The 22012-nt window shown below is 64.5% G+C and carries 18 protein-coding genes; 5 read left to right on the forward strand and 13 right to left on the reverse strand.

Annotated features, from left to right (window positions below; all coding sequences use genetic code 11):
• Positions 1–92: 92 nt before the first annotated feature.
• The 4 genes from JYP50_RS13660 to JYP50_RS13675 all read right to left on the reverse strand — a co-directional run bounded on the left by JYP50_RS13660 (position 93) and on the right by JYP50_RS13675 (position 5877).
• A complete protein-coding gene (locus tag JYP50_RS13660) occupies positions 93–3239 on the reverse strand; it encodes an efflux RND transporter permease subunit (protein WP_206561102.1) in 3147 nt (1048 codons plus the stop codon).
• Positions 3232–4359, reverse strand: coding sequence for an efflux RND transporter periplasmic adaptor subunit (locus JYP50_RS13665; protein ID WP_206561103.1), 1128 nt, complete (start codon positions 4357–4359; stop codon positions 3232–3234). Before JYP50_RS13665 ends, JYP50_RS13660 begins: the two co-directional genes overlap by 8 nt.
• A 146-nt stretch (positions 4360–4505) precedes the next feature.
• The gene (locus JYP50_RS13670) at positions 4506–5405 is read right to left on the reverse strand and encodes a sigma-70 family RNA polymerase sigma factor (RefSeq protein WP_206561104.1); all 900 of its coding nucleotides are present in this window, start codon (positions 5403–5405) and stop codon (positions 4506–4508) included.
• A 4-nt stretch (positions 5406–5409) separates the two neighbouring features.
• Positions 5410–5877 (reverse strand): carboxymuconolactone decarboxylase family protein, encoded by a 468-nt coding sequence (locus JYP50_RS13675; protein WP_206561105.1) that lies wholly within the window; start codon positions 5875–5877, stop codon positions 5410–5412.
• A gap of 249 nt (positions 5878–6126) precedes the next feature.
• Here JYP50_RS13675 and JYP50_RS13680 point away from each other — a divergent pair, with 249 nt between their 5' ends.
• Both JYP50_RS13680 and JYP50_RS13685 read left to right on the forward strand, forming a co-directional pair.
• The gene (locus tag JYP50_RS13680) at positions 6127–7110 is read left to right on the forward strand and encodes a pirin family protein (protein ID WP_206561106.1); all 984 of its coding nucleotides are present in this window, start codon (positions 6127–6129) and stop codon (positions 7108–7110) included.
• A gap of 75 nt (positions 7111–7185) precedes the next feature.
• Positions 7186–8190, forward strand: a complete 1005-nt coding sequence (locus JYP50_RS13685) for a C45 family autoproteolytic acyltransferase/hydolase (RefSeq protein WP_206561107.1) — start codon at positions 7186–7188, stop codon at positions 8188–8190.
• Positions 8191–8199: 9 nt separating this feature from the next.
• Here JYP50_RS13685 and JYP50_RS13690 read toward each other — a convergent pair whose 3' ends face one another.
• From JYP50_RS13690 to JYP50_RS13700, 3 genes are read right to left on the reverse strand one after another with little or no spacing between them, the layout of a single operon-like run.
• Positions 8200–9177 carry an LLM class flavin-dependent oxidoreductase gene (locus JYP50_RS13690; RefSeq protein WP_206561108.1) on the reverse strand — a complete coding sequence of 326 codons (978 nt, stop codon included), beginning with the start codon at positions 9175–9177 and terminating at the stop codon, positions 8200–8202.
• A gap of 53 nt (positions 9178–9230) precedes the next feature.
• Positions 9231–10100: an SDR family NAD(P)-dependent oxidoreductase gene (locus JYP50_RS13695; RefSeq protein WP_206561109.1), complete on the reverse strand. Its 870-nt coding sequence runs from the start codon at positions 10098–10100 to the stop codon at positions 9231–9233.
• 38 nt (positions 10101–10138) lie between these two features.
• A complete protein-coding gene (locus JYP50_RS13700) occupies positions 10139–11191 on the reverse strand; it encodes a Dabb family protein (RefSeq protein WP_206561110.1) in 1053 nt (350 codons plus the stop codon).
• Between the two features lie 206 nt (positions 11192–11397).
• Between JYP50_RS13700 and JYP50_RS13705 the strand changes: the two genes are divergently transcribed.
• Complete coding sequence (locus tag JYP50_RS13705; protein WP_206561111.1) at positions 11398–12957, forward strand: fatty acyl-CoA synthetase; 1560 nt, start codon at positions 11398–11400, stop codon at positions 12955–12957.
• A 42-nt stretch (positions 12958–12999) separates the two neighbouring features.
• Here the strand turns inward: JYP50_RS13705 and JYP50_RS13710 are convergent, their stop codons facing one another.
• The 4 genes from JYP50_RS13710 to JYP50_RS13725 form a co-directional block, all read right to left on the reverse strand.
• Positions 13000–13863, reverse strand: coding sequence for an SDR family NAD(P)-dependent oxidoreductase (locus JYP50_RS13710; protein ID WP_206561112.1), 864 nt, complete (start codon positions 13861–13863; stop codon positions 13000–13002).
• 157 nt (positions 13864–14020) lie between these two features.
• Positions 14021–15004, reverse strand: coding sequence for a quinone oxidoreductase family protein (locus tag JYP50_RS13715; protein ID WP_206561113.1), 984 nt, complete (start codon positions 15002–15004; stop codon positions 14021–14023).
• Positions 15005–15215: 211 nt separating this feature from the next.
• Entirely contained in the window at positions 15216–15761 is a 546-nt protein-coding gene (thpR, locus tag JYP50_RS13720) for an RNA 2',3'-cyclic phosphodiesterase (protein ID WP_206561114.1), read from the reverse strand.
• Positions 15762–15878: 117 nt separating this feature from the next.
• Positions 15879–17912, reverse strand: a complete 2034-nt coding sequence (locus JYP50_RS13725) for a S9 family peptidase (RefSeq protein ID WP_206561115.1) — start codon at positions 17910–17912, stop codon at positions 15879–15881.
• Positions 17913–18076: 164 nt separating this feature from the next.
• Between JYP50_RS13725 and JYP50_RS13730 the strand changes: the two genes are divergently transcribed.
• A complete protein-coding gene (locus JYP50_RS13730; RefSeq protein ID WP_206561116.1) occupies positions 18077–18541 on the forward strand; it encodes a CYTH domain-containing protein in 465 nt (154 codons plus the stop codon).
• A gap of 27 nt (positions 18542–18568) precedes the next feature.
• Entirely contained in the window at positions 18569–19423 is an 855-nt protein-coding gene (locus JYP50_RS13735) for a CHAD domain-containing protein (protein ID WP_206561117.1), read from the forward strand.
• Here JYP50_RS13735 and JYP50_RS13740 read toward each other — a convergent pair.
• Together JYP50_RS13740 and JYP50_RS13745 are read right to left on the reverse strand one after the other, a co-directional pair.
• The gene (locus JYP50_RS13740; protein WP_241263137.1) at positions 19412–20794 is read right to left on the reverse strand and encodes a GntP family permease; all 1383 of its coding nucleotides are present in this window, start codon (positions 20792–20794) and stop codon (positions 19412–19414) included. The genes JYP50_RS13735 and JYP50_RS13740 overlap by 12 nt on opposite strands.
• Before the next feature lie 58 nt (positions 20795–20852).
• Positions 20853–22004 carry an L-lactate dehydrogenase gene (locus JYP50_RS13745; RefSeq protein WP_206561118.1) on the reverse strand — a complete coding sequence of 384 codons (1152 nt, stop codon included), beginning with the start codon at positions 22002–22004 and terminating at the stop codon, positions 20853–20855.
• Between the last annotated feature and the right edge of the window lie 8 nt (positions 22005–22012).

Here is a 22012-nt window from a genome sequence, read left to right on the forward strand (position 1 = left end):
ATGTAAGTTCCGAGGCATCCGCGAGAGTTTTAAAAGTATGGGACAGCCCTAGACGCTGTCAACGCATGTCAGTTTCACAGCCTGGCGTCATTTCAGTTCCTCTGAACAGTCCCGTGTGATTGGTGGCCGTTGATTGAGCCGCTACCGATTGGCGGTTTGTCGACGCTGACGCGTTCTGTCATGCGCTCCGCTGCACCGTGGCGTTCGGCCAGCGCCAGATACAGGCACGGTAATACGAATAGCGTGAACAGCGTGCCGATCAGCATGCCCACCACCAGTACGATGCCGATGCTGTTACGGGCCTCGGCGCCGGCGCCGGTGACCAGCATCAGCGGGAAGTGACCGAGCACCGTGGCCGCGGTGGTCATCAGCACCGGCCGCAGCCGCGTCTCCGCGGCCTCGCGGATCGCCCGCAATTTGCCGTGGCCGGCCACCTGCAAGTGGTTGGCGAACTCAACGATCAGGATGCCGTTCTTGGCCACCAGCCCCACCAGGGTAATGAAACCAATCTGCGAATAGATGTTGATGGTGGTCAGGCCGAGAAAGGGAATCAGCAGCGCCCCGGCCAGGGCCAGGGGCACCGAACCGAGCAGAACCACCAGCGGATCGCGAAAGCTGTTAAATTGAACGGCCAGCACAAAGTAGACAAACAGCAGCGCGATGCCGAGCACGCCCACCAGGGTGCTGCCCTCCTTGCGAATCTGGCGCGATTCACCGGCGTGGTCGATGCTGTAGCCCGGCGGCAGGATATCCGCTGCCGCTTTTTCCAGCACTGCCAGCCCCTGCTCCTTGGTGGTGCCCGGTAGTACGCCCCCCATGATGCGAAAGGCGTTCTTCTGCTGGAAGCGGCCCAGGGCACGGGGCGCCACGGCGTAGTCGAGAGAGGCCACCGCCGACACCGGCACCAGGTCGCCGTCGGGAGTGCGTAGCAGCAGGTTCAGCAGGGATTCGGGGTCGGCCCGGTTGCTGCCCTCCACCATGGGAATGACCCGGTAGGCCTTGCCGTTCAGGTTGAAACGGTTGACGTAATTGCCCGACAACAGCAGCCCCAATTGCTCGCTGACCGCGGCCAGGTCCATGCCCAGGTCGGCGATGCGTTGGCGGTCCAGGATGAAACGCACCTCGGGCATGTCGGTCTTGAGGTCGGTGTCGACAAACATGAAGCGCCCGCTGGCGTAACCGGCGGCCACCAGTTGATCGGCGTATTCTTTCATATCCAGTGGGTCATCGGAGGACTGCACCACCAGTTCCACGTCGAACTGCCCCGCCGAGGGCAGCGCGGGAAACAGCATGGGAAAGACCCGCAGGCCGGTGACCTGTGACGCAGCCTGGTAGACCTGGGGCAACAGCTCATGTACGCTTTGCTCGCGTTCGTCCACGTCCTCGAAAATCAGTCCGCCGAAACCGCCGCTGGAGTTCACTACTTGCCAGATGTAGCGAATACCGGGCGTCTGCAACAAGATATCGATGGCATCGCGCATATAGCTTTCGGTATAGGCCAGGGAGGCAGTGGACGGCGCGTCGATGATGATGTTGATGGCGCTCTGGTCCTCGATGGGGGCCAGCTCCTTTTGCGAGAACAGGTAAAAAGGAACTGTGAGCAAGGCGACAAAGGCCCCGGCGAACAGCACCTGCCAGCGCCAGCGCAACACCTTCTGCAGCAGGCGTCCATAGCTGTGGTGCAGGCGGTCGAAACGGCGGTTGACCCAGGCGGTCATCCGCCCTTCCCTGCCCCCTTCGGCATTGGCGTAGGCGCTCATGATCGGCGACAGCGTCAGCGCCACCACACCGGATATCAGCACCGCCACCGACAGGGTAAAGGCGAATTCCTTGAACAACACTCCGGTCAGGCCCGACAGGAAACCAATGGGCGCATACACCGCCGCCAGGGTGATGGTCATGCCGAGGATCGGGGAAAACAGTTGCCGCGAGCTGGCCAGGGCGGCCTGGATGCGACTTTTGCCTTCGCGCATATGGCGGGCCACGTTCTCCACCACCACAATGGCGTCGTCCACCACCAGCCCCACCGCCAGTACAATGGCCAGGATGGTGAGCAGGTTCAGGGAAAAGCCCATGGCGGTGATTGCCGCGACCGCTCCGAGAAGTGAGATGGGAATGGTTACCAGGGGCACCAGCGCCGTGCGCACCGCGCCCATCAGGGCCAATACCACCAAGCCCACCAGTACGACGGTCTCGGCCAGGGTGGTGAATATCTCGCGGATGGCATCACGCATATAGCGGGTGGCGTCATAGGACGCGCGAATTTCCATGCCCTCCGGCAAGTTGTCGTTGAGTTCTTCCAGCAGCTTGTAGAGCGCATCGCCCACCGCGATTTCGTTGGCGCCGGGCAGTGGCCATACCGAGAGGTAGACCGCGGGGCTCTGGCTGTGGCGGGCGATCAGTTCGCCCTCCTCCTCGCCCATGCCGACGCGCGCAATATCCTTGAGGGTGACTTGGGAGCCGTCGTCCCCTTCGCGCAATACCAGGTTGCGGAAATCGTCTTCGGTGCGCATGTTGGTATTGGTGAGCAGGTTGATACGCTGCAACGCATTTTCGCTCTTGCCGATGGTGGCGATGACGTTGTTGCCCAACAACGCGGCCCGCAGGTCCCCGGCGCTAATATTAAAGGCGGCCATCCGGTCCGGATCGATCCACAGGCGCATGGCGGGGTTGCGCCCCCCTTCGATACCGACGCGCTGCACTCCCTCGATCGCAGCCATTTCCGGCGTGACGTAGCGGCGCAGGTAATCGGTGACTTCGGCCCGCGAGAAGCTCTCGGTCACCACATCGAGGTAAAACAACGCCCCGGAGCGATCCGCCCGCTGCACCGTAACCGAGGGGTCTTCCGCGCGCTCGGGCAGCTCGAAACGGATCTGGCCGAGCCGCGAATTCAGTTCCGCCAGGGCGCTGGTACTGCTTTCGTTGAGCTTGAGCCACACGGTGACTGTGCTCATGCCCGCCACCGAGTTTGAGTCGATATAGTCCACGCCGGGCACCGTGGATGCCACCCGTTCGATCGGGTCGGTAATAAATCCCTGCACGGTCCGGGCCGAGGCGCCCACATAGGCGGTGCTGATGATCAGGGAAGAACTCTCGATCTGCGGGTATTCCAGCACCGGTATCGTGGTCGCGGCCTTGATCCCGGCCATCACCAGCACCAGTGAAATCACCATCGCCAGCACCGGGCGGGTGACAAAGATGTCGGCAGGGCCGGCCTTGGGGGTTGCGGGGTCATTCATTGTTGTCGCCCTCCCCCGTCAGGTCGGCGTAGCGCCCCGCGGGTTCCGTCCGCTGCCGGACAAAGGCCAGCATGTCCTGGTGCAGCTTGAAGGCGCCGTCGGTGGCGATCAGCATTCCCGGTTTCAGCCCTTCTATGATATCCACCCGCCGGTGGCTTTCCCGGCCCAGTGTTACCGATTGCCGCCGGGCCCGGTAACCGTCACCGTCCCCGTCCGGATCCAGGCGGAATACATAACTGCCAACCTGGTCGCGCAGTACCGCCGATACCGGCACCCGGATCACCGGTGCGGTGCCCAGCGATACCCGCACGTTGACCACCGCGTTGGGGGCGAGCGCGGGATGGGCGTCGATCTCGGCGCGGTAACCGAGATTGCGTGAGCGGGCGGACAGGGCCGGGCTTCTGGCGATAACCCGGGCCTGCAACCGCTCCCCGGCGGGGGGCGGCAGCGCCACGCTCACCGTATCGCCCATAGCCACGCGCCCTTGCGCCAATGGCAGGTTGAAATCCACCCACAGCCTGTCGCGGATGCCCACCAGCTCCACCAGCGGGCTGTTGGCGGCCAGATACTCCCCGGGTTCCAGGTCGTGCAGGCCCACACGGGCGTCGAAGGGCGCGCGCAGGGTCTTCCTGTCGATAATGGCCTGTAATTCATCGATCCTGGCGCGGGCAATTTCGTGTTCCGCGCGGGCCTGATCGACCTTGTCCTGGCTGGCGGTGTTGTTCTCGAGCAGTCGCTGCAGTCGCTCCAGCTGCATCCCGGCCAGCCGGGCCCCGGCTTCCGCCGCCGCGAGCTGGGCCCGGTGTTCGGCCACATCCTGCTGCACCAGGACCTGCCCCTTGCGAACCTCCTGACCGGCCATCATGTTGAGCGCGGTGATACGGCCGGCGAGTTCGTTGCGCAGCACCAGTTGCTCCGGCGCCACGACCTCGCCGATGGTGTTGGTGAAATGCTCGGAGGGCCGCTCCCGGAGTGTAATGGCGCGGACCGATTCCGAGGGCTCCGGATATGCCTCTCCCAGGGCAATGGCGGCCTGGATCTGGCTGTATTTGAAGCCGCTCAGCACAGTGACAAGCAACAGGCAGAACGCGAGTGTCGTGAACCATCGATGGATGTTCATTTGCGGGCTTTCCTTGATGGCGGGCGCTCCACTGACGGGAGCGCGTAAAAGTTTGGCGAGCAGACTAATACCTCAAGCCATGTTGAGGTCAAGGCGCGGCAACGATCAGGTCGTGGCGGCGTTGAACGGGGACGGACAACCCCGCCCTAGTGAGGGCGAATCATTGCCCAATCGGGAATCCGGTCGTGCAGGTGCCGCAGTTTGGCCGGATTGCGCATGACGTAGATATCAGTGATGCGGCCGCCGTCAATGCCCAGGGCCGTGGCCTGTGGCAGGCCGTCCTGCTCCACTGACAGTACACCCGGCATACCGTTGATCCTGCTACGCTGTTGCCAGCGGGCGGCCAGCGAGCCGCGTTTGCGTAGCAGGCCGGCGTAGAACCGGCAGACTTTGTCGGCGCCGACTATGACGCGCAGGGCCGCGGGGCGTTTGCCGCCGCCGTCGGTGTGCAGGTTAGCGCCCTCGGCCAGCAGGTGGCTCAGCACCGCCGTGTCGCCCTGCCTGGAAGCCGTAAAGAACGCATCCGCCAGCCGTTCAGCATCCTCCTCGGGCACCGAAAAGCGCGGCCGCGCCGCATGCACGTGCCGCCGGGCCCGGCTAGCCAACTGCCGGCAGCCGGCTTCACTGCGCCCCAGGCTGGCCGCGACCTCGGCAAAGCTCATGTCGAACACATCGTGCAGCAGGAAGGCCGCCCGCTCGAGGGGAGACAGGCGCTCCAGAGCCAGCATCAGTGCGTAGGATACATCCCGGGCCAGCATGTCGGCGTCGCCGGGCCCCGGCGCCTCCAGCACCGGCTCCGGCAACCAGGGCCCGATATAGACCTCGCGTTGATGACGCGCCGACTTCAGTCGATCCAGGGCCAGGCGGCTCACCACGGTAACGAGGTAACCCCGGGGATTGTCGATGCCCTGCCCGTCTCCACCCTGCAGGCGCAGCCAGGCATCCTGAACCACATCCTCGGCCTCGGCCACCGACCCCAACATGCGATAGGCCAGGTTGGTCAGATAGGAACGGTGGGCTTCAAAGTCGCTCAACCACTGCGTCATGACTTTACCCCACGGCCCCCAGCCCGGCGGGTTCCATCGGATGCTGGCGATGAAAGGCCACCGCGAGGCGATTCCAGATGTTGATGCCGCCCACCAGCAGGCTCAGGTTCACCAGTTCTTCCTCGCTAAAGTGCTCCCGCGCCTGATTGTACACCGCATCGGGTACACCCGAGTCGGCAATACGGGTCAGCGCCTCGGTCCAGGCCAGCGCAGCGCGCTCGCGCTCCGAATACAGGGGCGACTCCGTCCAGGCACTGAGCACATACAGGCGCTGCTCGCTCTCCCCGGCGGAACGCGCGTCCCGAGTGTGCATGTCCAGGCAGTAGGCGCAGCCGTTGATTTGCGAGGCGCGAATTTTCACCAGCTCGACCAGGGCGTGTTCCAGGCCGCAATGGTGGGTGTAGTCTTCCAGTTTGAGCATGGCCTTGATTGCTTTCGGACTGGCGGTGTGAGGATCGAGTCTTTCTTTCATTACGGGTCTCCGTTCACGGCTAGAAGCCTTGGTAAATCGCGTCACTGATCGCGCAGGGTGTACGCTATTCATTGTGGGTCCCCCCTATGACGAGCCGGGTCACGGCCTTGTGACATGTCCCACTATGTTTTTTGGCGATCCGGCGATCCGGCGATCCGGCGAGAAGCAAAACCGTGCGTAAGCCATCGACTTCGGCTATTTTTCTAGCGATACAAGTCGCATCATTGATCCGCGCGGAGGCGATAGACCATGAGTAACCTGCTTCAGCAACTGGAACAGCCCTGCGACCTCGACAGCGACTGCGGGGCCATCGAAATGATCATCAAGCCCCGGGAAAAGGACCTGGGGGGATTTACGGTAAGGCGCGTACTTCCGGTCGTCGGGCGCAAGATGGTCGGCCCCTGGATATTTTTTGACCATATGGGGCCGGTGGATTTTCCCCCGGGCCAGGGCATCAATGTCAGGCCCCACCCGCATGTCAACCTGGCAACGGTTACCTACCTTTTCGAGGGAGAGATCCTGCACCGCGATTCGCTGGGCAGTTTGCAGCCCATCCGCCCCGGTGACATCAACCTGATGATTGCCGGCAGGGGCATCGTGCATTCTGAACGTGAACGCCCTGAAGTCACGAGGGCGGCTCACCGCCTACACGGCCTGCAATTGTGGCTCGCCCTGCCGGAGGACGACGAGGAAGTCGCTCCCGCCTTTTATCACTACCCTTCCCGGGAGATTCCCGCCGTTGAGGTGGGCGGCGTGCCCCTGCGGGTGATGATGGGGACGGCCTATGGCGTCACCTCCCCGGTGAAGACCTACGCCAGCACACTGTATGTGGAGGCACATTTGCAGGCCGGGCAATCCCTGCAACTGCCGGACGCACAGGAGCGCGCGGTGTACGTCGCCAGCGGCGCGCTGAATGCGCGGGACACAGCCATTCCCGAGCACGCCATGGCGGTTTTCACGGACCGGCAGGGTATTGTCGTGGAGGCGACGCGCGAGGCGCGGATCGCGGTCATCGGTGGCGAGCAGGTGAGTGAACGCTTTATCGAATGGAACTTCGTATCCAGCCGCAAGGAGCGCATCGAGCAGGCCAAGGCGGACTGGATCGCGCAACGTTTTCCGAAAGTCGCCGGGGACGAGGAAGAGTTCATTCCCTGCCCGGCCGCTGATGAACGGCGCAACGGAATCGCCGGGCAGAACCGTTGCGCGAAATACATTCCCCGCTTTAAGATGTGAATCGCTGCGTTAGCCTTCCAGTCGGTTTGTCACCCAAGTCGCTTGATCAGTATCAACCCGCGTTAAGGATAAATTATGTACCACCCAAGGCTGTACGGTGATTTTTATGATATGGGGCGTAAATACGGGGAACTCCTGTATAAAAAAGCGGGATTTGTACTGCCTGCCATTAGCCGGGAAAAACGCGACTTCGGTCTCGCGTCATTTGAAATACTCAGGGAGCATTACCCCGACGTCGTGCGGGAAATCGAAGGTTTCGCCGAGGGTATCAATGACACGCCGGATAACCTCGCGGCATTCCTACTGAGTATTGGCATATTCGATACCAGCGGTCAGTGCAGTGTTTTTGCCTACAGGAACACCGGCAATGTCATAATTGGCAGAAACTACGACATGCTGTTTGCGTTCAAAAAGTTTACCGAGAGCAGCCTTGTCGCACCGCAAAACCGCTATTCCTATATCGGCCAGTCAGACGTCTTTATCGGCAAGGTCGACGGCATTAATGAGACAGGCCTGTCGATTGCGATGTCGTTTGTGAATGGAACGTCCACTCAACCCGGCGTTGGCTTTCATATGGTCATTCGCAATGTGCTGGAAAATTGCAGCACAACCGCGCAAGCCATCAAGCTCATCCGCGAAACGCCGGTTGCAACCGCGAACAATTTCCTGGTGGCCGATCAATCGGGAGACCTTGCTGTTATTGAAAGTGCGCCGGAAAAAAGCCACGTGCGAAGGCCCGCCCCCGGCGAGGATTTTATCTACATTACCAACCAGTTCGTTTCCACGGATATGAAACCCCATGACAAGGGCGGCACCGAATGGAGCAAAAATACCGAACGCGCCACTACGCTAAAAGACAGTCTAAGCGCCCTTTCGTCAATGGATCTGAACAGCGCCAGGGAGATTCTGTCGAATAAATGTGTCTGCCTGGACCTCAAAAAGGAAGGGTTTGGTACGATATGGTCGGTCGTTGCCGACCTGAACGCACTCACGATAGAACGGGCGGAGACCAAGCCCAAGCGCACCAACTACAAGCCGGAAACCCGGCTCGATTGGTGGTTGCGGAAAAAGTCGGCCTGATTTCACGCCCTAGCGCACGGCCGGCAACACCTTTTCCTCCAGCAGGCGCAAACTGCTCCAGGCCAACTGCGGATCGAGCCCGCCCATGAGCGGGTGTACAAAGGCGCGGCCATCGGGGCCGAGCTGGCGAAACAGTTCAATGCACTCCTCCGGGGTCACCACGCGGTACTCGGGGTTTTCGCGCAGGGTGTCCTCGGTCTGGGGCTTGTTGTAGAGGCCGACGATACCGCCCTCCTTTTCCCACTGGGCGTAGCAATTGGCCTCGTGGAGGGCGTGGGGCAGGATCTGCTCCCAGGCCTGTTCAACGTTCTCGGCGATGTGCAGAAAGGCCGGTCCTACCCCGCCACCGGACTGGGGCGTTTCGCGCCCGAGTTCCGCGCAAGCTTCCCGGTAGTGGGCGAAAGCCTCGGGATTGCCGGGCACAAAGCCATCGGCAATGCGCGCCGCGCGCCGGGCGGCAACCCGGGAATTGCCCCCTAGCAGGATGCCGGGACGCGGCTGCTGCACCGGCCTCGGGGTAACCCGGACCCGCCGCCCCTGGTATTCAAACCAGTCACCGCTCCAGGCGGCCTTGAGGACTTCCACGCCCTCCTCGATGTACTTGCCGCGTCCTTTGAGTGGCACGCCAAAGTTCTCGAAATCCTGGCGCGCGTAGCCCAGTCCCAACACCAGGTCGACACGACCGTTGCTGATCAGGTCCAGTACCGCGACGTCCTCGGCGACCCTGAGCGGGTGATGCAATGGCATCAGCAACACGGCCTGCATAAGGCGAACGCAGCGGGTACGGGCCGCCACGGCGGACAGGAACACCAGTGGCGATGGCAGATAGCCATCCTCGGCGCCGTGGTGTTCGCTGACCATGATATGACTGAACCCCATCCGGTCCGCCCAGGCGGCCTGATCCAGCGCCGCCTGGTACTGCTCGGCCGGCGTGCAGTGTAAAAAGTGGGGCAGCCGTAGGTCGAAACGCATGGTCAATTGGGGCATGGAATGTCCTCTTTTTTGTTGCTGTATGTATGCGATAGGGCCGTTTGCACCATTCAACCCGCCAGGCCAGACGCCACTATCTCAGGATGGCTGTAAGCCGGCAGCTCGGGATCGGCGATCCGCTCCCGGCCATCCAGTGTGTACACCGGCAACCGGTGGTGGTGCGGGTAGTGCAGGCTATAGGCGGTGAGACCGGTACACTCGGCGGCCGGGCGATGGCACAGCGCCAGGCCGGTTTCGGCGATGTATTCGATGCGCTCCGAAGGGTAATTCTCGGGGATGTACTCCGCGGCTCCCGGCGTGCGTATCGCCGTGCTCGGCGCCAGGGTATTTACCGCAATGTTATCCGGCAACAACTCGGCGGCCAGCCCCTGGGTCATGCGGTGCACCGCGGATTTGATGGCGGCGTATACGGTGGCGCCGCCATGGGTGGCGAAGTCGTCAAAGGGACGCGGTGGCGGCAACGCCGTGACGGAGCCCAGGGTGACGATCCAGCCGGCGCCGCGCTTGCGCATTTCCGGCACCGCGTGTTGGTACAGGGTGAAGGGGGCGCGCAGGTAGTGGCCGATGGTGCGATCGAAGGTAGCCAGCGGCATGTCCGCGGTCGGCGCGTATTCCGCCTTGCCGCCGCTATGGACCAGGATATCCAGGCCGCCCGCCACTTCCACCACACGCCCCACCAGCTCCGCCAGGTCGCTGTCCTTTTCCAGATCGGCAACCAGCGGGTGCGCCCTGCCGCCGTTCTCTTCGATCAAGGCCACTGTTTCGCGCAGGGTACCGGCGTAGGGTCCCGCCGCGTCCAGGCTGCGCGCGGCGACCACCACCGTGGCGCCCTCGGCGGCCAGGCGCCGGGCCAGCGCGCGGCCGATGCCGCGGCTGGCACCGGTGACCAGGGCGATGCGCCCGTTCAACAAAGCTCCCATATCTCGGTCCTCAACGTTTGCCTGTGTGCTGCTGGAATTCAGTCCCGCGCCGCCGACAGTTCCCGCGCCAGCAGGCTGTGATCGAAGGGGCCGAAGGCGTGCGACAGGCCCGCGTCAATGGCCTGTATCCCGGACTCCGGGTCGAACCAGCGGTCGATGTGCGACCAGTGGTGCGGGTGTGCCATGTAGGGCCCCGTCAAACCATCCAGCGTGGCGAACTCCTGCTCCCAGACATAGGACCAGGGCGCGACGTCCGCGCGGTGCCAGGCCACGGGCCGCGCGCGGCTCAGGCGCCAGTTGCGGATCTCCGCGATGTGTCGGGGCATGGCCAGCAGGTCCTGTTCGAAACGGCGAGCGGTGTCGGCGTCACTGTGCGGCAGCAGGCGGAACAAGGCGGTGCGCTTGATGCCGCCGGCGATGTCCGGCTCGCGCAGGCCGCCGCCGATGGTTTCGAGCGCCAGCGCATGTACCGCGCCGCAGTGTTCGGCGAGACACGGCGCCGCCTGTTCGCGCCAGCCGTCACTGTCCCAGGCCTTGGCGGCGGTTGCCGCGTCGGGGAACAGGAGATCCCAGGTAAAATGTCCGGCGGCGTACTCCGGCGCCAGGTTGGGCGCCAGGGTACCCAGCTCCAATCCCGGCAAGTTGGCCGCGACTTTCGTCAGGCGCCGCGCCAGCGCCTCCCGTGCCCCCTGCGCTCCCGCGTTGACGGTCAGTTGCGCGGTAACGCGGTAACCCCGGGTATTGACCGGCGCATCCGTCGTCAGTGTCGGCGCGGGCAGGTCGCTGGCGGCGTCCTGCAAGTAGGTGCGTTCGCGGGACTGACAATATTGGTCCACTTCGGCCCAGAAAGCGGCGATTTCCGGGGTGCCGGACTGGGCGCGCATCGCCCAGAAAGCGCCGGCATCGGCCAGGCGCCAGCGAACCCAGAGGGTCAGGGGCGCCTCATCAATGTTGACCGGCGGAGAAACCTCTGACGACAGCCACTGCAATCCGCGCTCCCCGGCGGCACCGCGGTAGCGCTCCCGAAACAGTCTGTCTATCGCCGGCAACCTGGCGGCGGTGGCGACGATGCGGTCCTGTACGATAATCATAGCTGCGTATCCCCGACGAAGCTCCGTGGCGGTGAGCACCGATCATCGGTGGTGGGCCAAGACACCGTCAACCACCACACGAGTGTCAACCGGGGCGGAGCCCCGCACAGTACACCAGTTCAACCGCGAGGGATTGCGCGAATGGAAAGCGATGGCGATGATGGCAACACAATAAATGCAATTTGGCGGCCGAGGAGTACTGCCCCATGACATATCCCACCCTGCACCGACAAACCCTGTTTGACGCCCTGCGACGTAGCGCCGCCCGGCAGCCCGAGGGCATGGCCATTCAGTTCCGCGACAGCAGCTGGAGTTATCGCGAATTCCACGCCTTGTGCCTGCGCGCGGCGGGCGGCCTACAGGCCCACGGCATAGTTCCGGGGGACCGGGTGGCAATCCTGTCGCGCAACTCCAACGCCTTTGCCCTGGCCCGCTTTGCTGTGGCGGCCCTCGGTGCCGTGCTGGTGCCGGTTAATTTCATGCTCAACGCCGCCGAAGCCGCCTACATCCTGCAACACAGTGGCGCGCGACTGCTGCTGGTGGGCGACACCGAGCTGGACAAGGCCCGTGAGGCCGCCGGGCAGTGTCCGGACCTGGAAGCCCTGCTGTGGCTGTCGCTGGACGCACCGGCGCCAGCCGGACTCGACGCCTTCGGGGAATTGCTGGCGGCCGAGCCGCTGTCGGCGCTGCCGGCAATCGACAGCAGCGCCGCGGCGCAAATCATCTACACCAGCGGTACCGAATCCGCGCCCAAGGGCGCCGTACTCAGCCACGGCGCCGTCCTGTGGGAATACGGCAGTATGATCGCCGACGCGGAAATTACTGGCGGCGACAAACTGTTGCACGCCCTGCCGCTGTTTCATTGCGCCCAGCTGGACTGTTTCCTGGGCCCCTCACTCCAGGTCGGTGGCAGCAATGTCATTACCGCGGACAACAGCCCGGCGAATCTGCTGCGCCTGCTACAGGAAGAAGCCATTACTTCGTTCTTCGCGCCGCCCACGGTGTGGATCGCGCTGCTCAACGATCCGGCCTTCGACCGAACCGATCTCAGTGCCCTGGCCAAGGGCTATTACGGCGCCTCTATCATGCCGGTCGAGGTGCTGCGGCAGATCCAGCAACGCATTCCGCAGCTGCGCCTGTGGAACCTCTACGGCCAGACCGAAATCGCGCCGGTGGCGACCGTACTCAAGCCCGAGGACCAGCTGCGCAAGCCGGGCTCCGCCGGCCGGCCGGTGCTCCATGTGGAAACGCGAGTGGTGGATGACAACGGCAGGGATGTCGCGGTGGGCGAGGTCGGCGAGGTGGTGCACCGCTCTCCGCAGTTGCTCACGGAGTATTTCCGCAACCCGGAGAAAACCGCGGAGGCCTTTACCGGCGGCTGGTTTCACAGTGGCGACCTGGCGACGGTGGATGAGGAAGGCTATCTCACCATCGTCGACCGCAAGAAGGATATGATCAAAACCGGGGGCGAGAACGTCTCCGGCCGCGAGGTGGAGGAAGCGCTCTACCTGCACCCCGGCGTGGCCGAGGTGGCGGTGATCGGCCTGCCTCACGCGCGCTGGGTGGAGGCGGTGGTCGCGGTGGTGGTCGCCCGCGAGGGTGTGGCAGTCGACGCCGGGGCGCTCATCGCCCATTGCGGCGAGCGCCTCGCGACCTTCAAGGTGCCGAAGAAAATCATCCTCGCGCAGGACCTGCCGCGCAATCCCTCCGGCAAGATTCTCAAGCGGGAACTGCGCGAAGCCCACCGGGAGGCTTTTGACGAATAGGCCCCCGGCCGACCACTGTGGGCGCGGCGTTGTCGCCGTGCCTTAACTCTCCACCGCGAGTCCCATCGCGGCCAGTACCTCCGCGGGCAGTGCGGGCTGCTCCAGTCCGGCCAGGTGTCGCGCCCGGTTGCCGGCGAATTCGCGGGTGATCTCCGGGTGCGTGGACACCCAGAATTCTCTCGCGGCCAGTTGCGGAAGGATGCGCCGCGCGGCCTCCTCGCCACTGATTCCGTCGGCTTCCAGCATGTTGTGCATCATCGCGCGGTGCTGTTCGCTGCCCGCGTCGGCGCTGGTGCCGCCGTCGGCGAAGATGCGCGTGGCCACCGGCCCCGGCAGGATGGCGGCGACGTGAATCGGCGCCTGCTTGAGCTGCATCTCCAGGGACAGGCACTCGCTGAAGGAAATCATGGCGTGCTTGCTGAGGATGTAGGAAGTCTGTATGGGCATCATGCCCAGCCCGCCGATGGACGCGGTATTGGCGATCCAGGCGGGCTTGCCCGCGGCGAGCATGCGCGGGGCGAAAGCGCGGACACCGTGAATGGCGCCGTGGATGTTGATATTGAGGGTTTTCTCCCACTGTTCGGCGCTCAGCTCCCAGCTGAAGCCGAGGGTTTCCACTCCGGCATTGTTGACCAGCAACATAACATCGCCAAAGGCCTCCTGGCTTTGCGCCGCCAGCCGGTCCAGTGACTGGGGCTCCGAGACATCCACAACCAGGGCCAGCGCTTCGCCGCCCTGCCCGCGAATGGACTCGGCCACGGCCTCGGCCCGGTCCCCGGCGATATCCGCCAGGACAACGCGCATGCCCTGCTCCGCGGCCACCCGCGCCAGCCCCTCGCCGATGCCGGACCCCGCGCCGGTGATGACCGCGGTGCCGCCCTGGAATACCCGCATGGAGTTCGCCATATCCTGCTCTCGCTGTGCCGATGGTGCGCCTATCTTGCCAACAATCCCGGCGGCGTAAACGGGACCGCGGCCCGGCGTGGACTCGCGGTGGCGCCTGGTTCAATGAAAGCGACCGGCTTGTGGTTAATTTTCAGCCGTTCCCCACTATCGCCACGCTTTAAAGGTCGGCCACCCTGAGTACCATCTTGCCGCGGTTGTGCCCCCGTTCCAGGCCGCGGTGTACCTCGGCCACGTCTCGCAAATCGAACTCGCGCACCGGCGGTAGCGTGATTTCACCGCGCACCAGCAGACCGGCGATGGTTTCCAGGGTGGCGGCACAGTCGGTGTCATCCATGGTGGAGAAGATACGGTTTACGCGCTTTTCCGCGGCGGCGGCCGCCGCCGCGGGAATGTCGCCGTCGTCGACCAGTGTCGGAATACTGACGAAAGTACCACCTGCCCGCACCAGGTCCAGGCCCGCGGGCAGGGTGCTCGCGCCCACCGCGTCCATCAGGAAATCCAGGCCCCGCGGCGCCCACTCCGAAACCGCCGCGGCGATATCTTCGCTGCGATAGTCGATAACCCGCTCCACGCCGAGTTCGCGCAGGTAAGCCACATTGGGCGTCGAACAAGTAGCGGCGACCCGGGCCCCAGCCCAGCGCGCGAACTGCACGGCGAAACTGCCGAGACCACCGGAACCGCCGTGAATCAGGGCCCGCTGCCCGCCGCGCAAGCCACCCCGGTCAAACAGGCCCTGCCAGGCGGTGAGTGCGGCTACCGGCAGCGCCGCCGCCTGGGCGAAATCCAGGCCATCGGGAATCCGCGCCACCCGGTCGGTGTCGGCGAGGGTATATTGCGCGTAGCTCCCCTGCCCGCCCTGGCCGTGGTTGGTGGGGCTGAATACCCGGTCTCCCACCCGCGGGTCGGTAACGCCCTCGCCGACGGCCGCGACGACGCCGGCGGCGTCAAAACCGATGATGTAGGGAAACACATAGGGGCGGAACGGGGCCAGGTGTCCCTGGCGGTTTTTCCAGTCCGCGGGATTGACGCCGGCACAAGCGACCTGGATCAGCACCTGCCCAGGTCCGGGTTGCGGCGTGTCAATCTCCGCGTATTGAAAAACCTCCGGTCCGCCGGTCTCCTCGATAATCATTGCAAACATGACAGTAGGTCCAATGAAGCTGCTGGTAGAGAGCGCGGCGCATTGGCACCGCACTTGTCGCGAACCAGCTTAAGTCACGAGCCACAGCCAGTTCACCGGCTTGCTTCCCCCGATGGCACAGGTTCCCGTCGGGAGTTTGGTCATTCAGACCAACCGGGACGGTCTGTTATCCAGGGGCCTGTTCCCCGGGTTGCGCCTTGTGTTCATTCGCTCAAGGTCTTTTGCGACCTGGCGCCGCCAGGGGCCACTCCCGCAGCGCATGATAGGACACGCCATCGCGCTGCTGGCGTGACTCGAACAGGACAATGCTGCGATAGTCGAGGGTAAATGCCGGGGGTTGCGCAGGCATTGGCGGAGAGCGGTCACAGCGGCGAAACAGGGTGATATGGGGCTGGAAGCGTTTGCGCTCCCTGCGCGCGCCCACCGAGGACACCAGGTGCCGCAGGCGGCTGGCCTGGGTGTCCAGCGACTCCGGCCACTGGGATGGCCCCAGCCAGTAGAGTCCCGGCGCGGGCCAGAAGCCGGTCTGGTTCAGCTCCAGCGCGGCGCCGGGAAGTTGGCTGCCGAGTACCCATTCATCCACCGCCAGGCACAGGGTGTCGATGTCGAAATCCGACAGCTCGCCGGCAAAAGCCAGGGTGATGTGGAAATTGGCCACGGGCACGGGCCGGGCCCAGTGGCTGAATTGGCGGTCGCGCCAGTCGCCGATAGCCAGCGCCGTTGCCTGGTCCAGTTCGATACCGAAAAACACGCGCATTGCCGCCCTCGCCCGACCGCTTGTGGTCGCCTTGGAAACAGAGACAGTCCATCTTGCCTAGCGCGGCGGCATCGATGCAAGAGCGATCGGCTGCCAGCGAACGGGGCGTATCGCCGGCTAGTTCGCCAATGCCTCCGCGACACCGGGCACATGGGATGCTCCGGCCTTCACCTGGATACTGGAGCCCGTGAAGTCATCGCCAATCGCTTGTACCCGCCCACCCAGGCACTCGCCGAGGAAGCGCTCGGCCACCGCGTAAAAGGCCATTGAATTCTCCGGCTGGCGGAAACCGTGGCCCTCGTCCGGGAACAGCACGTAAGTCACCGGGATGTCCCGGTCCCGCATGGCCCCGACGATCTGGTCGGATTCGGCCTGCTTGACCCGGGGGTCGTTGGCCCCCTGGCCGATCAACAGCGGGCGCTGGATGGCCTCCACCCGGTTAACCGGGGAGCGGGCGGCAAGCAGTGCCCGGCCCTTCTCGGTATCCGGATCGCCGATCGCTGCCACCAGGGAGCGGCGAAACCCCGCCCAGTAAGGGGGAATGGAATTGAGCAAGGTATTCAGGTTCGACGGCCCCACGACATCCACCCCGCAGGCGAAAGTCTCGGGAGTAAAGGTCAGGCCCACCAGGGTGGCATAGCCGCCGTAACTGGTGCCCATGATCCCCACCCGGTCACGCCGGGCAACGCGCCGCGCGACGGCCCAATCCACGGCGTCGATCAGGTCGTCGTGCATCTTGCCGGCCCACTCGTGGTTGCCGGCATTGGTGAAAGCCTTGCCGAAGCCGGTGGAGCCGCGGAAGTTGACCTCGAGAACCGCGTAGCCGCGGTTGGCCAGCCACTGCACCTCGCCGGAGTAAGTCGCGCTATCGCGGGACCAGGGGCCGCCGTGCACCAACAGCACCAGCGGCAGCGGCTGTTCGGGGCGTCCGTCGCCGTCGGCGTCGCTGTCCACCGGCAGTGTCAGGTAGGACACCAGGGGCAGGCCGTCGCGGGAGGTAATGACCTCGTTGTGCTTGGGCGCCAGCGGCAGGCCGGCGAGCCGGGTGTTGGTCACAAACAGCGGTTCGAGCGTCTTCGACTGGCGATCGTACAAAGCGTACACCGGGGAGGCATCACTGGGGCTCAGGAAGGCAACCCACTGCTCGCCGTCGAGGGTGGCGGCGAGGATCTGCACGTCGCCCCCGGACTGTTCGGCCAGCACCCGGAAGTCCTCGGCGTAGCGCTCGTCCAGCACCTGCCAGCGTCGCTGGTGGCGGTTGGCCGCCACCGCGATGACCTTGTGGGTGCGCGGGTGGACCAGCACGTCGCTGATGTCGGCGTCTTCCGCCATCGCCATGGTCCGGCTCTCTCCGGTGGCGGCGTTCACCCGGGCCAGCGCCGCGGTGTCGCGGCCGCGGCTGTCCACCATGTAGAAGGCGCTGTTGTCGCCGGTGAAACCGACTATGCGGGTACTGAAATAATCCTCGGGCGGAATGTCCAGCAACTCGCGCCAGGCGTCGCCATCGCGACGATAGACAGTGGCGCCGCCGCCCTGGGTCTGCGCGGTGGCCAGTCGCACCTCGAGGTTGTTGTCGACGTGTATTGCGGAAAACCGGTCGTTGCGGGCCAACAGGGTGCGTTCGCCCGTGGCCAGGTTGACCCGGTAAACGTCGTGCCAGCGGGGGTCCCGGTCGTTCATGCCGATCACCGCCACGCCGGGATGGCGCTCGCTCTGGGCGATGAACTGCGCCTGCACCCCGGCGAAGGGACTCAGGTCCTGTATACGGCCGGAGGCGATATCGACGCGGTAGATATGCCAGTTTTCATCGCCGCCCTGGTCTTCGATGTACAGCACGCTCTCGCTGTCCAGCGCCCAGAAATGCGCCGGGATACCACCCCCGGTATTGCGGGTAATCGGCCGCGCGGCTTCAATCTGGCCCACGGGGGCCAGCCACAGGTTCATGACCCCCTCGAGCGGCGCGCGAAAACTCATCCAGCGGCCGTCGGGACTCACCCTGCCCTGGAATCGCGTGGGATTGCCGAACAGGATCTCACGGTCTATCAGCGCCGTCGGGGCTTGCGCATGGGTTGCCTTCGGGGGAGAAGCGCCACAGGCCGATAGCAGTGACAGAAAAGCGACCACGATCAATGTCTCGTGGAAATAGCGCATCCCCCGACTCCCTGGACCGCGGCGGTCCCCAGTGGCTGTGACACGATCATACCCCAGTTCGCGCGGGATTATGACCCGCTCAATTGCCAGTGGGAAACCTAGCGCGCCGGTAGCCTATACTGGAGGTCACGACTGAGGCACAACAGCGGGGATCACAGCGGGCAATGGCATTGGAAATCGAGCGCAAGTTCCTGGTACGCAATACAGACTGGCGCGCGGGCAAGGGGCAATTGATGCGCCAGGGCTACCTCGGCGGCGGCGGTGGCACGACGGTGAGAGTCCGCCTGGCTGGAGAGCGGGCCTGGCTGACGATCAAGGGTCCCACGACCGGCGCCACCCGCGCCGAATACGAGTACGCCATCCCGGCGGATGACGCGCGGGACATGCTCGCGAGCCTGTGCCCTGGCCCCCTGGTCGAAAAGCGCCGCTTCGAGGTCGAGCACGCGGGCTTTACCTGGGAAGTGGACGAATTCCTGGGGGACAACACTGGATTGGTGGTGGCCGAGATCGAACTGGAATCCGAGGACCAACTAGTCCCCCTGCCCGCCTGGGTGGGCGAGGAAGTAACCGGCGATCCGCGCTACTACAATGCCAGCCTCGCCAGGCATCCCTACCGCCAGTGGCGATGAAAATACAGTGATCACCCAGGAATCCGCATGGCTTTCGCACTGAAACCACACAGAAATGCCGCGAAGGAAGTCCGGCGTATCGCCCGTCAGCAAGTGGACCGGGGCCTGGGGGAAATCGGGGACGACACCCTGTCGGCGGAAACCGCCGTCCACCAGGTGCGCAAACGCTGCAAGAAGATGCGCGCCCTGCTACGCCTGGTGGCCGACGAACTGGGCGATGAGTACGCCCTGGAGAACCGCTGGTATCGGGACACCGCGCGCCTGTTGTCGGATATCCGGGATACGCAGCAGGCGGCGCGCACCCGGCAATCCCTGGCGGGCGCCGATGCCGGTGAGGGGGTTTCGACAAGCGCCGCGGACATCCGCGCCCGGGAAGCACTGGCGCAATGCGCCGACCGCCTGCGGGAGGGCCGCGAGCGGATCGCGCGGTGGCCGCTGCAAAGCCGCGGCTTTGAAATTCTGCGGCCGGGCTTGCTGCGCATGTACCGCCGTGGCAAACGGCAGATGAAAACACTCCGCCGCGGTAGCGAGCCCGGGGATTTTCACCAGTGGCGCAAGGTGGTCAAGTATCACGGCTACCACCTTAAATTGTTGCGCCCGCTGTGGCCCGCGGTTTTACGCACCCACTACCGGGAAGCGGCGCGCCTCGGCGAGCTCCTTGGCGACGAGCACGATCTCCTGGTACTGGCCCGGCGACTCGAGCTTGAAGCCGCCGATTCCACGGAGGATGGGCGCGAGCAGGCGCTCGCGGAACTGTACCGTCGCAGCCGCGCACTGCGCAGCGAGGCGCTGCGCCTCGGCGCGCGGGTCTACGCCGAGAAGCCCGGCCTGCTGGGGCGTCGATTGCGGGAATACTGGCGGCTGGGCCGTTCACGCCCATAGCCCGGCCGCGCCCATGCAGAACAGTGTCGCGATCACCGGAATCACCACCGTGACAACCCCCACATCCTTATAGGCCTGCCTGTGGGACAGGCCGGTGATGGTCAACATCGCCACCACCGCGCCGCAATGGGGCAGGGAATCAAAGCCACCCGCGGCCATCGTGGCGAGGCGGTGCAGGGTCCCGGGAGCGATACCCGCGGCGAGATAACCGTCGGCCATGGTGCTCATGAATATCTGCAGTCCACCAGAAGCCGAGCCGGTAATGGCCGAGATCATGCTGATAGAGGTAAACATCGATAGCAGCGGCGGCAGGGGCGCATCGAGCATCAACTGCACGAACTGCTGGAAACCCTCGGTGTGGGTAACCACGCCGCCAAAGCCGATCACCGCGGCGGTATTGATCAGGGGCATGATGGAATCCTGGGTGCCCTGCCCTACCGTGTGCAGGGCCTTGCCCCGCAGCTCCCGGAACAGGAGAACGCACAGCAAGGTGCCGCCCATCAGTGCCAGGCTGGGCCACACCACCGGCTGGCTGTTGGCGAACGCCAGCAGCGCGTGGTTCGCCGCGTCGTCGCCGAGCGCCAGCGTGACCAGCCGGGGCAACAGGATCGTGCCCAGCACCACCAGCGGCGGCAGCAGGGCCAGCGGCCACGAAGGATAGTGCTCCTCGCCGGGATCGCTGTTCAGGCTGTGATCCATCGGGCCCGGAGTAAATCCCTCGCCATGGCGGGCCGCCAGCAGGCGCTGGCGCTCCAGGTACCACATGCCCAGCCCGAACATGATCAATCCGCCCAGCAGGCCGAGCCAGGCGCCGGCGAACAGGTCTGTACCCAGCGCCACCGAGGCGATGACGTTGTGAATGGAGGGCGTGCCCGGCAGCGCGGTCAGGGTGTAGGTGCCGGAACCTAGGGCCAGTGCCGCGCAAAACAGGCGTTTGGGTACATCGGCCTGTTCCAGCAGTTTCAGTCCCAGCGGATACATCGCGAAGATCACCACGAATACGACAACCCCGCCATAGGTCAGCAGGGAGGCGGCCATCACCGCGATCCACAGCACCCGCTGCGCCCCCAGCTTGCGCACCAGGGCCATGGCGATGCTGGAGGCGGCGTGGCTCTCCCCCATTACCCGGCCAAACATCGCGCCAGCGGCGAACAGGAGGAAGAACTTGCCGGCGAAGGTGAAGGCGCCGAGAGGGCCAAAGGAGAAGTACTCGCCCAGGCCCGCGGCGATCGGCAGGCCATTGGTGAGGATGACCAGCGCCGCACTCAGCAGCGCCGCCAGGATGATATTGACGCCGCTCAGCGCCAGCCGAATCAACAAAACCAGCCCGCCCAGCAGGCCGAGATAGCCGATCAGGGTCTCGATTGTCATGCAGATGCTTCCGTGTCTTATGTCGTTGTCAGGTGTTCGCCGGTTCGCGAACCCGGCGTCAATCTAACAGGTCGGGACCCAGTTCTTCCAGGCAATTAACACCCATCAGCGCCATCGCGGTGGCCATTTCTTTTTGAAACAGCTCAAGCAGCTGTTCGACACCGGCTTGCCCCCTGCTGGCCAGGGCGTAGATCCAGGGGCGGCCGAGGAAAACCCCGCGAGCGCCCAGGCAGAGTGCCTTCACGGTGTCGATACCGCTGCGGATGCCGCCATCGACATAGACTTCCACCTGCTCGCCCACCGCGTCGACCACGCCGGGCAATTTGGCAATGGAGGAAGCCACGGAATCCAGCTGCCGCGCGCCGTGGTTGGACACCAGGACCGCGTCGCAACCGGCGTCTACCGCGGCGCGGGCATCGTCGGCTTCCATGACCCCCTTCACCAACAGCTTGCCCTCCCACTGTTCCCGCAGCCAGCGTATGTCGTCCCAGGTACAGCTGGGGTCGAATTGGGAGTCGATAAAGGTCTTGTAAAGGTCCAGGTCTTCGGGGTTGGGGATTTTCTCCGCGATATTGCCGAAGGTGTGCGGCTTGCCCTTGATGCCCACATCCCAGGCCCAGGCCGGACTGATGGCGAGCTGGGCCAGTTTGCTGAGCTTGCCGGGCAGCCCGCCGCCGAGCATGCCGTTGCGGTAGTCCCGCAGGCGCATTCCCGGAAGCGGGAGGTCGACGGTGAAAGCCAGTGTAGTACAACCGGCGGCCTTGGCGCGCTGCAGCAAGCGCAGGATAAACTCCCGGTCGCGCAGCATGTACAGCTGGAACCAGAAAGGCGCGTGCGTCGCGGCCTGTACCTCTTCCAGCGGGCAGATACCCACGGTGGAAAGCGTAAACGGCACCTGTTGATTACCCGCCGCGCGCGCGCCCTGCACTTCACCCCTGCGGGCATAGATACCGGCCATCCCCACCGGGGCCAGTACCAGCGGCATGCGCGCCTTGAAGCCCAGCATCTCGCAGTCGGTGCTGACCGAGGATACGTCGCGCATCACCCGCTGTTTCAATCGCAGGGCTCGAACGTCGCTGACATTGGCGCGCAGTGTCAGTTCGTCGTTGGCGGCGCCGTCGAGATAGTCGAAGAGAAAACGCGGCACGCGCCGACGGGCGCGCCGTCGGTGATCTTCCGCGGTGACGGGAACGACATCGAAAATGCTCATGTAGGACT

It is taken from the genome of Parahaliea mediterranea (assembly GCF_017255185.1).
In the GTDB taxonomy this organism is placed as follows: domain Bacteria; phylum Pseudomonadota; class Gammaproteobacteria; order Pseudomonadales; family Halieaceae; genus JAFKCZ01.